Source organism: Chitinophaga polysaccharea (assembly GCF_902150045.1).
Classification (GTDB): Bacteria; Bacteroidota; Bacteroidia; order Chitinophagales; family Chitinophagaceae; genus Chitinophaga; species Chitinophaga polysaccharea_A.
The window spans coordinates 454,918-471,182 of record NZ_CABFVU010000005.1; the positions used below are offsets into that span (position 1 = coordinate 454,918).

The following is a 16,265-nucleotide window of genomic DNA, read 5'->3' on the forward strand; positions in this document are numbered from 1 at the left end:
TGATGATGGTGATTACGGCTACCTGATCCTGCTTCTCATTTCCATTATTTCCTGTTCTTTGCTGGTCATCTGCTGGCGTAGCCGGGCGTTTTCATCTTTAAGTTTTTCCAGGTCGGTATTGGTGAGCAGGTTTTCTTTCATTGATGCAGCCGGCAATACGGGTTGCGCCGGGGCGCTCTCCGAATAAAGCAGTGGCAGCGGCGAAGGGGCTGAACGGATGGTAATGGCGTCGCTTTTCAGCCCGTCGGCATACGCTTTAATGGTGATAAGGCCCGGTTGTGTGCCTGCTCTTACCAGGATGGTAGCGGTGCCGAACTGGGTTTTCATGGGATTGATATTGTTCACTGTTCCGCCAATAAGGCTGCCGTTGCCGGATATTTCAAAATGTACTTCTTCCGAAGCAAGCACTTTTGGAATGCCTTTGTTGTCTGTAATAGTAGCCCTAACCGGCACCAGGTCCGCGCCGTCGGCGCTAAGCCCTATACCCGCCGAATCAACGGTGAGCTTAATACCGGTAGTTCTTTCTGCATATTTTTTTACTTCCCGGCATACTACTTTCCCGTTGATGATGCCTTCGGCGATCATTTCCACTTTATCACTTTTATTACGCCAGTGCGTGGATATATCGTGATACCTGAATACATTCCTGAACACAAATGGCGCGTGTGGCATAGTGTACATGGAACTGTCAGGCCGCTGTGTGCCGATCACCTTTCCCAGCCAGGTAAGTCGTATTTCATCACAGTTGCTGTAAATGGTAACATCGCTGCCGGATACCTGTGTAAGCTCATGCGCGATGTACACCATTGGCCCGGTGGAAATGCCTTTCAGCCGGAAGCCGGGATCGTACTGGCTTTTGAACAGGTAGTAGGAATAGCGCGGCATGCGGTATACATCCAGCAGCCCGCCCCAGAAGGGATCCGGGTGGTAGCCCCGCTGGTGATCAATACCGCACCAGATAGCGGCGCCAATACGTTTGGGCGGTGTGCCATAAATGCCATTCAGACCTTTCGCCCGGACGCTTGCCTGGTTCAGCAGCGCCTGTTCGCCCCATTCTCGTTTAACACGGGTCATGGCGTTCTGCGAGTAAAAGTTCTCTACTTCGCCGCCATCGCCGTATTCCCGGGTAAAGGAGCATTTTTCTTCTTCCATACCACCGTGGTAGTAGAAGTCGAATCCCGCCAGCTTTGCCTTGTCCACATCAGACACCGTGAAGATGCCGGGATAAGGCATTTCCTCATGGGTGATGCGGTGCTGCTCTTTCATCATGGAAATGGTTTGGTCGTCGGTTTCATTGAGGGCTGTTTCCCAAAGTAGAGTGGCGGCATAGTTGCGGTCCCGCCGCGCCATGTTGCGCACGTCTTCGCCTATACGTTTTTCAAACAGCGGGTCTTTGGTGTTGAAGAACTGCCAGCCGGGCGTAGCCACGGCTACCAGCATGCCCAGTTCATCGCAGGCATCCATAAAGGCAGGGTCCATAGGGTAATGCGCCCCGCGTATAATATTAACGCCTCCTTCGCGCAGCAGCTGTACATCGCGCCACTGGCCGGAGTTGGGTAAGGCATTGCCTACATACACATAATCCTGGTGGCGGTTTACGCCTGATAGCTTATGACCTATGAATTGTTTGTTCACGAAAAAACCTTCGTTGCCGCGCATCTCGAACAGCCTGATACCAAAACGGGTGCGGTAGCTGTCGGCCACGCGGCCCTCCTGTATCACTTCCGTCCTGATAAAATGCAGGTAAGGATCATCGGGATGCCAGAGATGTACATTGCGTGGATTCATTTCCTGCACCAGTTCCCGGGTAGCGCCGGCGGGCAGGTTAAAACGTTTCTCTTCCCGGAGAACAACATTGCCGGCAGCATCTTCCAGCGTGCTGCGAAGGGTTACACTGGCAGCAGCACTGCCTTCATTGGTCACTTCTGTTTTTACATCCAGCTGCGCGTTGTTGCCGTTCACATCTTTTACGGCCACATATACACCGCCGCCTGCAATGGTTTTACTCTGCGTGGTAAAGGTGACGTGAACAGGGGAGGTTTGTACCAGGTATACATCCCTGTAAATGCCTCCCAGGTAAGTGAAATCCAGTGCGTCCTGCGGTTTGCCGGGCGGATAGGAAGGATCGTCGGAATTATCGGCCAGCAGGGCCATTACATTGAACTGCCCTTCCGGGTTCAGGTATGCGCTGATGTCGGCGGAAAAGGGCAGGTACCCCCCGAAATGATCAGCTATTTTATGCCCGTTGATCCACAGCACGGATTTGCCCATCACGGCTTCAAAGTATATCACCTGCTTGGTGGCGCGTGCACCTTTTGGTGTTACAAACGTTTTGCGGTACCAGGCCGGCCCCTGGTAATTACGCATACCACTGGCATTTTCTCCCAGTACTTCCAGGCCATGCGGCACATTTACTATTTCCCAGTTCTTGTCGTTGAATGCGGGAGATTCGGCGCCTTTCACATCGCCTTTGTAGAACCGCCAGCCGGGATTGAAATTATACACCTTGCGGGGACTGCCGGGAATACTGTAAAACCCTGCGGTGGAAAACCTGCCGGTCACCGGGTTGTTTTGCTGCTGTTGCGCCGTGGCAATACCGCCGGTCAGCAAATAGCCCAATAATAATAACGTGGACTTACAATTCATTTTTTCTGCGCTGTTTATATTACGTGGTTGATAAAAAAATCAGGGACTTTCTGGCAGCTGTATACTGCCGGACAATATTATCGAACTATTGCCTGGGAGGTTGGCAGATATGTAACATAAAACCTGCTGTTTTGTAACAAAAACCGCCGGGAGCAATGGTTATGGCTTATATTAGCGCCAGGGTCCAATATTTATATTCCACTTTTATGAAAAAACAGGGCGTACTTTTTTTATTCCTGCTGCTATGCCATACCGTCATTTTTGGAACCGCCGTTCCCGATACGGCGAAGAATGTTTTCTTTAATTACCTGTCGGTGAACAACGGGTTGTCTCAAAACTCCGTGACCTGTATCCTGCAGGACAAAAAAGGATTTATATGGATAGGCACCTGGGATGGGCTGAACCGCTACGACGGTTTTGCGGTCACCACCAGGAGACATGAGTCGGCTAACCAGAACAGTTTAAGCGATAACCGCGTGAGATGTTTGTATGAAGATGTGAACGGTCATATAATAATAGGTACGCAAAGCGGGGAACTGAATATCTATGACCCGGTGCACGACCGGTTCTCCCATCTTTCTGTAAACGAGCATCCGTATGAACATGATATCAAAAGTATCAGCAACGACCGGCAGGGCAACCTGTGGATAGGCACAACAGACGGGGTAACGGTGCTGGGCCCTGATTACCGTATCCTGAAAAAGCTGCTCCCGCAGCAGGTGGTGAATATGATCATCTGTGATAAAACAGGCAATATGTGGCTGGCCACAGGCAACGGGCTTTTATTCAGCCAGGGCGGAAAGGACCCGATCTGCATTCCCATTAAGGAGATAGGCAACGCAGTGGTAAGCGCTGTGTATGAAGACCGGCACGGCCATATCTGGTTGGGAGAAAACGACCAGCTTTCCAGGATCACACTGGAGGGAGCGGAATATCCCTATACACATATCGACCGGCAACTGTATCATTTATTCCCGCTGAAAGAACCAGGGGAAGTAACGGGCATACAGGAAGACCAGTACGGCGACCTTTGGATTGCGCACCGTATGCGCGGGCTCTACCAGCTGCATATTGATGCCGGCGGAAATCCCAGTGTAAAGAAAAGGTACGCCACTTCACAGCCTTTTTGCAACATCGCAGAAAACACGATCAGCACGGTGCTGATAGACCGGTCCAATGTGCTTTGGGCAGGCACTTTCCAGAAAGGAGTGAACTATGCCAACCTGTCTATCAAAAACTTTTTTCCCTTCTACCCGCTGATGACAGACCACATCGGCGAATCAGGCTACCAGGGAAAATTTGTTACCGCCGTGTGCGACGACGGACGGCGTATCTGGGTGGGCACTTCCACGGAAGGATTGTTCAGCTATGATCTTCAGCAAAAAAAAGTACAAAGCTATGATGCCATCATAGGGCCACAATGGATCTCTTCCATTTTTACCGCTGCCAACGGTGAGAAGTGGATAGGCACTTCTGCCGGCTTATACCGCATCCGGCAAAACGCGCAGCCTGTACTGCAACTGCCCGGGCTGAATATCCACGCCATTGCAGAAGATCAGCAGCACCGCCTCTGGCTTACCACCTGGGAAGGCGTTTATATTTATGATATCGCGACCGGGAAAATCACCAACTTAAATGTAAAGGAAGGCCTCAGCTCCAAATATACCTTCCTTGTGTATGCAGATCCCGTGTTTCCCGTGATGTGGGTAAGTACTATAGGCAGTGGTCTTAACAGGATCGCCTATAACAATGCCCAATACCAGGTGAGCACTTATCACCAGCAGCCAGGCAACGGTCTTACCAGTAATTATATCTGGAGCATTTACCGCGACAGCTCCAACATCATGTGGCTGGGCACTGATGCGGGCCTTGACCGCGTGCAATTAAACCCGCAGGGAAGTATTGCACGCATCAGCCATATTACTCATGGTATGCTGGAAGATCGCAAGATCCTGGGAATTCTTAAAGACGACAAACAAAATCTCTGGCTGAGCAACAGCCAGGGATTATTCAAATTCAACCCGCAGCGGAATGAAGTAAAAAGATATTCCTATAAAGACGGCCTCCAAAGCAATACGCTCACAGAAGCCGTTTACCGGAACAGCAAAGGGATCATGTATGTGGGCGGCATCAATGGCCTCAACTATTTTAACCCGGACGATATACAGGATAATCCTTTCGCCACCCAACTGGCGCTTACCGGTCTGCAAATATTCAACCAGCCCGTGCAGGCAGGAGAAAAAATAAACAACCGGGTCATCCTGGAAAAAGACATTAATAACACCGATAAAATTATCCTCTCTTATAAAGAAAATAATTTCCTGCTCAGCTTCGCCTCCCTGCACTACGCCGTTCCGGAAAACAACCGGTTTAAATACATGCTGAAAGGATACGATCCCGGTTGGATCATTGCCAATGCCGGCCAGCGTTTTGCGGCCTATTCCAACATGCCCGCCGGCACCTATGAATTCCTGATCACCGCATCCAACAACGACGGGCGGTGGAATGAACATTATAAACGGATCACCTTCGTCATAAAACCTGCGCCCTGGGCCACCTGGTGGGCAAAAGGAATATATGCGCTGCTGTTGGCCGCATTGGTACTGTTCATTGTACGGCATTTTAAAACCAAACATGCCCTGAAAGAACAGGTATACCGGGAAAAGATGGAGAAAGAAAAAGTGACGGAGCTCAACGAGCTTAAGCTGGGCTTCTTTACCAATATCACGCATGAGCTGAGAACACCGTTAAACCTGATCACAGGCCCTGTACGGGAGCTGCAGGAAAAGGCGGCAAACTATGATCACTTCACCCGTTTCCGGCTGGAGCTGATCAACAGCAATACCCAACGGCTTTCCACGTTGATCAACCAGGTGTTGGACCTGCGCAAAATATCATCCCAGAGCAGCAGTCTTTTTGTTACCAACGGGGATATTGTACAAACGGTGGCCGGTGTGAAAAACGCTTTCAACTGGACCGCCGAACAAAAACACATCCGCTACACTTTTGATTTTGACCACCTCTCTTTTTCCGCCTGGTATGATAAAGACAAGATAGAAAAAGTAATTTTCAACCTGCTGGCCAATGCCTTTAAGTATACTCCCGAAAACGGGGAAGTACAGGTAAGCATGACCATCGAAGGAGCCACCACCATGAACCCCGTGGTGCACATTACTTTCCGTGATACCGGCACTGGTATTGATCCGCAGGAGATAGAGCGGATCTTTGATATGTTTTACCAGGGAAAAAAGCAAAGCAGTTTTGGCAGTGGTATAGGCCTGGCCTTATCCAAAAAACTGGTAGAAATGCATCATGGCAGCATAGCGGTTACTTCTGTTGAAAACGCAGGCGCTACCTTTAAAATATCTTTCCCGGCAGGATTGCACAGTTTTCCTCCCGCCGAAATATTTAAAACAACTGATAAATCCCAGCTGGCTTCCATCCCCGTAAAAAAAGATAAGCACCGCCGCAGTTTTTTAATTATTGAAGACAATGAAGAACAGCTGGCATATATCCGCGAACATGTGAGCGAACAATTCGAGGTATATGAAGCACGCGATGGGCAAACCGGCCTGGAATATGCCATCAGGTACCAGCCGGACGTGATCCTTACCGACCTGATGATGCCGCGCCTCGATGGCATTGCGCTTTGCAGGCAGCTGAAAAGCCACGCCGGCACCAGGCATATCCCGGTGATCATTCACAGTGTGCGCAGCAATAATGAAGCGTTGCAGGAGGCACTGGAAGCGGGTGCGGATGATTTTATAGGCAAGCCCTGCGACTACCGCCTGCTGTTGCTCAAGATCAACAATATCCTTCAGTCGGACCAGCAGCTGGTGGCCAACATTTACAAGCAAGATATTGCCCGGCCCGGCCTGGTGGAGGTACCCGATGCAGATGCTGCATTACTGAAACAGGTAATAAGCATCATAGAAAAGAATATTGCCGATCCGGGTTTCAGTGTGGAAGCCCTGAGCAGGGAAGCCGCCCTGAGCAGGATGCACCTGCACAGAAGGCTGCACGACATCATTGGTAAAACAGCCTCAGAACTGATCCGGCAAATCAGGATGCAAAGAGCTGCACAACTGCTGGAAAAAGGACCTATGAGAATTTCAGAAGTGATGGCGGAAGTGGGTATATCCAACTATCATCTCTTTAATAAATATTTTAAAGACACTTACGGACTGGCCCCCAAGGATTATCGTAAGCAGGAATAAAGTACAGCGTGTTATTACTTTCCGCCTAATGGTAATGCTTTCACGACCGCGCACATAGGCGAGCAGGCAGGTGTGGAATATAAAATCCACCGTTGGGATAAGTTGGTTTTTAACTCATTGCCTGCCGCGGATGTTGTCTGACTCAGGATTATGATGATTACGCTGATTCTTTTATATAAAAAAGGGATAGAAGAAAAACACTTCTATCCCCTGAAATAAATAAAATAAAATCCCAAAAGTAATAATCAGCGAAATCATCATAATCCTGAGTCAGACAACCTTCGCACAGGCGCCGAAGGCGCCAGGCCATCCTAATTGAGCACCAGCTCCACCACGGGGATCTCTACATTAGGCTGCTTCTCCGGCAGCGTCAGTACAATATCATCCCCATCGGCAGTGAACTTCACCTCGGAGTTGTCATGCAGTAGCTGTGCGTATTTAATGCGGCCTTTATACCCGGGTAATGATAATTTACTGCTGTACCCGAGCAGGTGTACATACAATCTTTTAGTACCGGGATTGTAAGTAAGCATCGTATTTTTCGGTGTGCTGAAATTATCCGGTGCATAGGTGCAGCCATAAATGGATTCGCTGTTGCCTTTCATCCATTCGCCAATATTGCCGAGGGCATTTTGCGCGCGGTAGTCGAACACGCCGCGGGCGGTGGGGCCTACGTTGAGGATGAGGTTACCGCCTCCGCTTACAGAGCCTATCAGCAGCTCCAGCAGCTGGTGCGTGCTTTTCCAGGAGTTTTCATCGCGGTAGTAGCCCCATGAGCCGGAAAAGGTCTGGCAGGTTTCCCATGTTTTGCCACGGTACTGTGCCAGTTCTTCTACTTTCACCTGTTCGGGGGTGAGGAAGTCGGCGCCGTCTTCATATTCTTCCAGGTTGAGGCGGTTGTCTATGATGATGCCGGGTTGCAGTTTGCGGATCTTTTTCAGCAGGTTCACGGCATCCCAGTCGTCTTTGCCTTTGCCGTTTTTGCCGGGGTAGGAGAAGTCGAGCCAGAGGATATCTATTTTGCCGTATTGAGTGAGCAGTTCCGTGATCTGGTTGTGCAGGTACTGGCGGTATTTGTTCATATCCCTGCCTTTATTGAGGCGGGCGTAGGTGCTGTCGGCGCCGTTATCCACGCGTTGAGGGTGCATGCCGTCGATAGTGAAATCCGGGTGGTGCCAGTCGATTAAAGAATAGTAAAAGCCTACCTTGATGCCTTCCGCGCGGAATGCGTTTACGAATTCACGCACCAGGTCGCGGTGAGCGGGTGTGTTGGTGGCTTTGTAGTCAGTGAACTTTGAATCGAACAGGCAGAAGCCTTCATGGTGTTTGGTGGTGAGCACGGCGTACTTCATGCCTGCCGCCTTTGCCTGTTTGGCCCATGCTTTGGGATCGAACTGGTTAGGGTTGAACAGGTCGAAGTAGTTCTGGTATTGTTCGTTGGTGAGGCGTTCGTTGTGCTTCACCCATTCGTGGCGTGCAGGCAGTGCATACAGGCCCCAGTGGATGAACATACCGAAGCGGTCGTGCGTCCACCAGGCCATGCGTTTTTCTTTTTGCGCCGCTGTTTCCTGGCTTATCTTTTTTTTCTCCTGCGCCTGCAGTGTAACAATTGGGCTGCATAAGAGCAGGATGATCCCTAGTTTCCTCAGTTGTTTGTTCATGATATTAGTTGCTATTTATCTCTGATGAGTAATACTTTGTTGATACGGATGGTTTGTTGTGATGGATTGGAAAGGGTGGCGGTGAACCCAATGGTAACGGTGGTTTGCGCTGTAAGCGTAAAAGCTGCGGATGCATATTTATTATTGTTGTTTACGAACCTGGCGGAGCCGAGCGCTGTGTTTACCTGTTCCACATCAGGAAGGGTATTGCCTGCCGCTACCAGCAGCCAGGTATTTTCCAGTGTGTTGTCGATGTTGGAGGTTTCTGCTTCAAAGCGGTATTCACCTGCCGGGAGGGTAAAGGTCTGGTATATCTTACCGTTGGTGATGGGGCCGTTGTCCCAGATCCAGAGGGTAAGGCACCCGGTGCCGCCGATGTTATCGTAGGTGCCGTTCTTTTCTGCTTCGGCGTTGTATTGCCAGTCTTTCACCTGCCCGAAGCGGCCGCCAAACGGTTTATTATTATCCAGTTCAAACGGCGAGCCGGGATTACGTATATACGTTTGCGTGATATCCTCTTTTACGGCTTTTGTTTCAAAGGGGGTATAGAAAGTATCTACGGCCAGTTTATCGGGTTGGTATAAAGTGCGATAGCGGAAGCTGCTCATAGAAAGATAGTTGGGGAGCACGGTTACCTGTGCTTCCGGTTCGGCGGCAATGATGGTATCGTGGGCTACATGGTCGCTGCTGGTGTATTGCAGCTGCATACCAATGATACCGCCGGTGGTGTCGATGTTGGCCCAGCTTATTTCCGCCTGCCCGTTCTTCATTTCTGCATTGCTGAAAGCCCTGGTCAGCAGGGCCTCTTCATAAAAGCTACCGTATACGAAACCGGTGGCTTCAGAGCGAACGGAGGTATTGCCGTCGCGGTCGAAGTTGTATACCTCGAAGGTATAGGCCCGTTCTTCCAGGTTACTGATAATGTAACGGATGGTATCTACACCGCTGGTGCGTTTAATATCCAGCTGGGCGGAGTCTTTCCGGTTGTTCCAGTATATTTTGGCGCGACTGATCTTCGGATCGGAGATCAGCAGCCAGGATAGCTGTACGCGGTTACGGCCTGCATGTACCAGGAGGGAGTCGGCTTTACCGGTATACAGTATTTCGCCGTTGCCCAGGTATTTTTTATAGTCGTTCTGCTTGGTGCAGGCGCTGATGAGCAGCACGCTGGCAAGTAGTATATAATGAAGTATGCGCATAGAATTTTTTTTAGGTAGATGATCATCATTTGTCGTTACCCCAGAACTTCATTTCCTGGATGTTGGCGGCATATCCGCCATCGGTCCAGGTGCGGAGTATTTTTATTCGGATATACCTTACGCGCGGTGCATCCAGTGGTACGGTCATTTGTTCACCGGCAATGCTGGCGTCTATATCATCCTGTGTTTTTTGTCCTACCGGCAGGCCGGAGGGCTTGATCACGGTGTGTTCCACCAGGCGGGTCCAGCTGTCCCAGCTGCCATCGGAGGCGGGATTGGTGGAGCCCCATATTTCAAATTTGCGCACGTTGTTCTGCAGATAGATCCATTCGTTGGGGCGTTGCCACAGGGTGATGCGGCTCAGTTGCGCAGTAACGCCAAGGTCAAAGGTGATGGACATGGGCATGCCATCGAGCTTATCTGCCGAATGCCATAAGGTGCCGTTCCAGAGATTGGGGATAGGAAGGCCCCAGCCATAATCCACATCTCCCGGTAATTTTACTTCTTTGAAATTTGCTTTATCCAACAGCTTTTCAAAGATGGGCAGCAGCTCCTGTATAATGGTGTCCGACTGGTTGCCCCAGCGGTCGCGCACATAAAAACCAAACTTCCTTTTCTCTGCGGCAAAGCCTCTGATGGAATAGTTGCCGCTTTGCAGTTTGGTGTAATGCACATCGGTGGAGCCGAATACGCCGGTGGAGTCGGTGGTAAGCGTTACGATGGCGATATCTGCTTTGGTATCATTCTTAAAACTGATATTGATACCGCCGAAATCTGCTTTTATTTCCAGCGATTTCCGGACGTTCAGCATAGGGGGCGATAGTGGTTTGATCTTCGTGGTAACCGGGTCGGAAGCAGTTTCATTCCTGCTTACCACGTATAATGAAATCTCGTGGGTGGCGGTATCGCCAAAGCCGTCCACTACCAGGAAGTTATTATAGTAAGATGATCTTATTTCGCGTTTCTCTCCCTTCCGTATATCATACACGGCCTTCACATACAGGATATCTTTGTTATCAGGCAGGCTGTAGGTGATCTTTGCAGCGCCGGGCATATTGGTCACATTAAGATTGGTGATCACGCCCGGTTTTTCGCCGGAGGTATTTACCGGCTGATGGGTTTCTTTTTTACAGGCTGCTGCCAGCAACAGGCAGGCGATAGGCAGTATATATTTATTGATGTTCATGTTGCGTACGGTTTTAGTAAATGAAAGATTACCATCCAAAGCCCTGCACCAGTTTAGGATTGTTGAGCAGGTCCCAGTTTTCGATGGGCCAGAAATAGTTGCGGGTCTGGAATGTTTGCCGGTACAGTGTTCTTACACGGTAGTAGAACACGGGGTCCGACTGCTCCACATCCCATCCTGTAACAGATTTGTTCAGTTCTTCCATACTTCTTCTCCAGCGGCGCAGGTCCCAGAAGCGGGAGCCTTCCATGGCCAGTTCTATCAGTCTTTCCTGCTGCACGATCTGGCGGAAACCTTCTTTGGTCTGGAACTTGGCCGGTTGCTTGGAGTAGGCGGTCCAGGAGGCCTGTACGCCTTTCAGCCCGGCGCGGTCCCTTACTTTATCGATGTAAGTGAAGGCAGCCGGTTGTGGGCCCTGTTCTTCATTTAATGCTTCGGCGTATAACAGGTACAGGTCGGCCAGCCGCATTTCAGGCCAGGGATGGTCTTCTATGAAAAGACCCTGTCCTTCGAGGATCTCGTTTTTCCAGTTCACCAGTTTCTTCGCGAAGTAGCCGGTGGTGTTATTATCATAAATGTTTTTGCGGGTTTGCCACTGGCCTGCTTTGGATTCTATGTGGAATGTTTTCTTTTGCATCATCCACATAGCGCCGTCAAATGCCAGGTCAGCATAAAAGCGTGGCTCCCGGTTGAAGTGCATGGCCGCGGTGGTGTATCCTTCCTGGATCAGTTCACCTTCTGCTTTCACGGCGGTTCGGAGTTTCAGGCGACCGGCATAATCGAAGGTTTTATCTTCATTCATAGGCACGCCCTTATCTGTATAAAACTGTTCGGCAATTTTCATGGTAGGGGCCAGGCTGCCCAGTACCGATTCGTTGCCTATGCGTGCAGGATCGAGGCGGGGCATGGCCTGCCGCTGCATTTCATAGGTGCTGCGGGAAGGGTTGGCCCAGATGATCTCGGGGTTCCATTGCTCACAAAGACTATTACGTATCGACATCTGCTTTGTCAGTGTATCCGACAGCGTTACCCCCAGCTGGCTGAAGGTGTAAAGGAGGTTGCCGGTAGCCTCGCATTCATCGATGGCTGCTTTACAGGCATCGGCGGCCACTTTCCATTTATCGGCGTTGTAGGTGGTATTAAACAGGGGGCTGCCGTCTGCATTTTTAAAGGCAATATAATCGGTATTGCCATTGAACAGCGGACTGGCAGCGGTAACCAATACCCTTGCTTTAATAGCCATGGCAATGGGTTTTGTAATGCGGCCCAGTTCTGTGGACCTGTCTGCAATAATTTCCGGCAGCCCGGCAGCAGCAGTATCCAGCAAATGAGCAATATAATTAAACACCGTATCCACATGTTCCCGCGGCACTTTGGTCTCCTCCGCAGTGCTGGAAATGGAAAGGTTGTAGCGGATCACCGGGATAGGGCCATACTGGCGTAGCAGCAGCCAATGGTAATAGGCTTTGAGGAAAATTACTTCCGCGCTCCAGCGGTCTTTTTCAGATTGCCGCATATCTACCACCTTATGAATATTTTCCAGGAAGATGTTACAATCGCGCAGCGCCCTGTAATACTGGCCCCAGGTAGCCATATACACGTTGTTGGCGCTCTGGAACCCCTGCGCTATCTGCCAGGGCGTTTCGCTGGTGCTGTAGGGGCGTACCATCCAGAACTCGTCGCCGGCCACCAGTGCGGGGTTGCTGGAAAGGTCTGCACTACTGGGCAGGTAAGAGTAGCAGGTGAACAGGTACTTTTCTGCTTCTGCGCGCATGGTAAATGCGTTGTCGATGGTGGCCACGTTATCCGGCACCACGTCCAGGAATTTCTTACAGGAAGCGGAAAGCAGCAGTACGCATAGTATGCACCATTGCAGGAGGCGGCGTATATTGTATGTATTGGTTTGTTTCATTTTTGCATCATTAAACGGTGAATCAAAGTCCCAGTGTTATTCCCATATTGATAACCCTTTGCACAGGATAGCCAAGGCCGTTGCCGCCCATTTCAACATCCCAGGTTTTAAATTTGCTGAGCGCAAAAAGGTTGGAGGCATTGGCGTAGATGCGGGCGTTGGTCATGTGTACGCGGTCCAGCAGGCTTTTGGGAAATGTGTATCCCATTTCCAGCGATTTTAACCGGAGGAAATCACCGCTGCGCATCCACCAGGTGGAAGTCTGGTTATTGTTGTTCACAAAGTAATCGCTGAGGCGTGGCCACATGGCGTAGAGGTTGCGGTTACTTTCGCTCCAGTGGTCGTCGGCAATAGCCTGTAACAGGCCGTGCTGGCCGCCGCCGTTGAGCACAAAAGGAGATATCTCGTAAGAGCTGATCCAGAAAGAGGAACGCGCAGAGCCCTGGAAGAAGAAGCTCAGGTCGAACTGTTTGTAGCCAAAGGAGAACCCGAACCCATAAGTGATTTCCGGGGTGGTGGGCAGGCCGATGGGCACAGCATCGGAAGCGTTGATCTGCCCGTCGCCGTTTACATCATGGTATTTGATATCGCCGCCCATTACTGCCTGTCCCCAGTTCTGGTAGGCGGAATTGGCTACTTCCTGTTCATCTACAAATAGTCTTTCTGCTATATAGCCCCAGGTCTGGGAAAGGGAATGTCCAACGCGGGAGCGGTATGCTTCAGGGTAAATGGGCTCTTCATTTACCAGCAGTTTGCTGGTAGCGTAGGTGAAGTTACCGCGGAACTGCACAAAGGAATTGTTGTTAAAGCTTTTCGTATAGTCGACCGAGAGATCCACACCTTTACCGGAGGCCTCGCCCACATTGGCCTGTGTGTAGGCATTCAGCCCCATGGTGTTGGGAATGGTGCTGCGGGTCATGAGGATGTTTTTCCGGTGTTCCTGGTATACATCCAGGGTAATGTTCATGGCGTTGAACAGGCCCAGTTCCATACCGAGGTTTGTTTTGTAGGATTTCTCCCAGGTGATATCCCGGTTCTCATACCGGTTCACGGATACGCCGGGGCGGGAGTAACTTCTTCTTTCACCGAAGGTGGCGCCTTTACCCGCGTCGTTCATATTTACATCAGAGAGGTAGAAGAAACGGTCGTTTTCATTGCCTATCTGGTCGTTGCCCACAAGGCCGTAAGTGGCACGGAGTTTCAGTTTATCTATTGTTCTGGTGAGTGGTTTAAAGAAGGCTTCGTTCTGGAGGTTCCATGCAATACCGGCGGAAGGGAAGAATCCAAAGCGGTGGTTGCTGGCAAACCTTTCAGAGCCGTTGTAGCCGAAGTTAAATTCCGCGAGGTAGCGGCTGTCGTAATCGTAGGTGAACCTGCCGGAAACGCCCTGGTTACGGTGCGGTAGCGATGTTTGCAATGTGCCTGCATTGGCGGTGAGGTAGTTGCGTACCAGGCCAATGAGCATGCCGGAAACGTTATGTACTTTATTGAACTGCTGGTTATAGTTCACGGCAGCTTCCATATAGGCAGTAGTGTTCAGCATTTTATTACCGGGCTCATAGCCCAGGTATTCCGTACCGTTGGTATTGAGCGAAGTAAGCTGTGGTTCTTTGGTGAACTGGTCGTACTTCATGGTATAGAAATAAGGCGTGTAACGGCGTGTTACATCAAAATAGGAGTAGCGCTCCGTGTAGCCCATCATGCGGGCGGTGAGGCCTGGCAGCAGGAATTTGAAGTCCTGCTTCAGTTCCACCTGCACCAGCAGGGTAGAGGTGTTATACTGCTGGTAACCGGAAACGGAGTTGGCGTAAGGGTTATTATAAAGGTTGCCGCCGTCGCCGGGAAGGCTGTTAAAGCCTGGTTTTACGGCGTTACCAAACAATGGATGTTTCAGTTGTGGTGCATAGCTGGCGGGGTATACCGCGGGAAACATCACCGGGTTGGCCCATACCGTTTGCGAAAAGAGGCCGGCACCGCCGCCTACAGGGCCGTTGTAATCGTCGAACTGCCCGTAGGTGCGCACAATAGCCTGTGAGGTAGGGGTGAGGTTAATGTTTACGTTAGAGCGCAGCGAATAATTTTTTAGTTTGATGTTGCTGTTGAAATTATTCCGCTTATCTACGTTCAGTACGCCATTGTCTACGTTATAGGTACCTGCAATATAGAACTGCGCTACTTTTCCGCCGCCTTTCAGGTTGAAGTTGGTGCGCTGGTTCACGGTATAGTCTTTGATCAGCTGTTCTATCCAGTTATTGTTAGGATACAGCAGCGGGTCATCGCCGGCGGCGGTATGATCAATTTTTGATTGGGAGTATTGTACATCCTGCAATGGGAAACGGGTAAGCACCGCTTCATTCGCCAGCTTCATATAAGTGATATTGTCTGCAAATTTGAAGTTGCGGGTATTGCTGGAGATAGAGTTTTCGAAGCGGGCATTGAAAGATGTTTTTGCTTCCACGCCGGATTTGGTAGTTACCAGTACCACGCCATTGGCGCCCCTGGCCCCATAGAGGGAGGAGGCGGTAGCATCTTTCAGGATAGAGAACCCGGCAATATCATCCGGCTGTAAGCGGGCCAGGTCGTTGGTGCTGGATTCCATTCCATCAATGAGGATAAGCGGATCTACCTTACCCGTACCAAAAGTGGTAATACCGCGTATAAAGAAGCTGGCATTATCCCTGCCGGGCTCCCCGCTGCGCTGGTAGGATATTACACCCGAAAGACGGCCGGCCAGCATAGTGGTAAGGTTACTGGTAGGTCCTTTCAGTTCTTTGGGATTGATGCTGGTCACCGCGCTCACCATACTGGTTTTCTTTTGTGTACCGTAAGCTACTACCACTACTTCTCCCACATCCGATACTTTTTGCTGCATGGTTATTTTAAGCAGCTTATCATTTTTTACCTGTACGGCTACGGGCTGCATGCCCACCATGGTGAACAGGAGGCTGTCGCCTATATTGGCTTCAATGGTGAAAATACCCAGTTCATCTGTAAGGGCGTTGGTGCGCGATGTTTTATTCACTACCGTAACGCCTACCATGGGAGTGCCGTTGCTTTCCGTTACCTGTCCTTTTATTTTTATGCGCACGGCGGCCGTGGAAGCGGCAGCGGTAATGAGCGGTTTCTTTTTAAGTACAATCGTTTTTTTAACGATGGTCCAGGTAAGCGGCTGATCCCTGAACACTTCTTCCAATAGTTGTTCCAGCGATACATTTTCCTGTGAAACGCTCACCGGGTTGGCGTTGTCTACCATCTGCAGATCAAACACAAATACATAACCGGTTTGTTTGCGGATTGATTTGATCACCTCCATGAGCGGAGCTGCTTTTACGTGGAGTGTAACGGGCTGCGCATAGCCGGTGGCATGTGCCTGGAGTATGGCCGACAATAGCAGCAGGAAGGTTAGTTTCATAAAGCATAATAGTTTTTGGTTTGATGAAACAT

Annotated in this window: 7 protein-coding genes; 1 reads left to right on the top strand and 6 read right to left on the bottom strand. The window is 50.3% G+C overall.

All coding sequences use genetic code 11. The features are described from left to right. Positions 1–18: 18 nt before the first annotated feature. Positions 19–2,646: a glycoside hydrolase family 2 TIM barrel-domain containing protein gene (locus FN124_RS29895; RefSeq protein WP_142688465.1), complete on the bottom strand. Its 2,628-nt coding sequence runs from the start codon at positions 2,644–2,646 to the stop codon at positions 19–21. Positions 2,647–2,852: 206 nt separating this feature from the next. Here FN124_RS29895 and FN124_RS29900 point away from each other — a divergent pair, with 206 nt between their 5' ends. Beyond that, positions 2,853–6,863 (top strand): hybrid sensor histidine kinase/response regulator transcription factor, encoded by a 4,011-nt coding sequence (locus FN124_RS29900; RefSeq protein WP_185937461.1) that lies wholly within the window; start codon positions 2,853–2,855, stop codon positions 6,861–6,863. Positions 6,864–7,174: 311 nt separating this feature from the next. Here FN124_RS29900 and FN124_RS29905 read toward each other — a convergent pair whose 3' ends face one another. Genes FN124_RS29905 through FN124_RS29925 form a run of 5 tightly spaced genes read right to left on the bottom strand, consistent with a single transcriptional unit; the run spans position 7,175 to position 16,233 of the window. Then, positions 7,175–8,524 carry an alpha-L-fucosidase gene (locus tag FN124_RS29905; protein ID WP_142688467.1) on the bottom strand — a complete coding sequence of 450 codons (1,350 nt, stop codon included), beginning with the start codon at positions 8,522–8,524 and terminating at the stop codon, positions 7,175–7,177. Positions 8,525–8,535: 11 nt separating this feature from the next. Next, complete coding sequence (locus FN124_RS29910) at positions 8,536–9,723, bottom strand: DUF4998 domain-containing protein (RefSeq protein WP_142688468.1); 1,188 nt, start codon at positions 9,721–9,723, stop codon at positions 8,536–8,538. Positions 9,724–9,748: 25 nt separating this feature from the next. Next, positions 9,749–10,909 carry a DUF5000 domain-containing lipoprotein gene (locus FN124_RS29915; protein ID WP_142688469.1) on the bottom strand — a complete coding sequence of 387 codons (1,161 nt, stop codon included), beginning with the start codon at positions 10,907–10,909 and terminating at the stop codon, positions 9,749–9,751. A gap of 28 nt (positions 10,910–10,937) precedes the next feature. After that, the gene (locus tag FN124_RS29920; RefSeq protein WP_142688470.1) at positions 10,938–12,821 is read right to left on the bottom strand and encodes a RagB/SusD family nutrient uptake outer membrane protein; all 1,884 of its coding nucleotides are present in this window, start codon (positions 12,819–12,821) and stop codon (positions 10,938–10,940) included. Between the two features lie 22 nt (positions 12,822–12,843). Further along, on the bottom strand, positions 12,844–16,233 hold the full coding sequence (locus tag FN124_RS29925) for a TonB-dependent receptor (protein WP_142688471.1): 3,390 nt from the start codon (positions 16,231–16,233) through the stop codon (positions 12,844–12,846). Between the last annotated feature and the right edge of the window lie 32 nt (positions 16,234–16,265).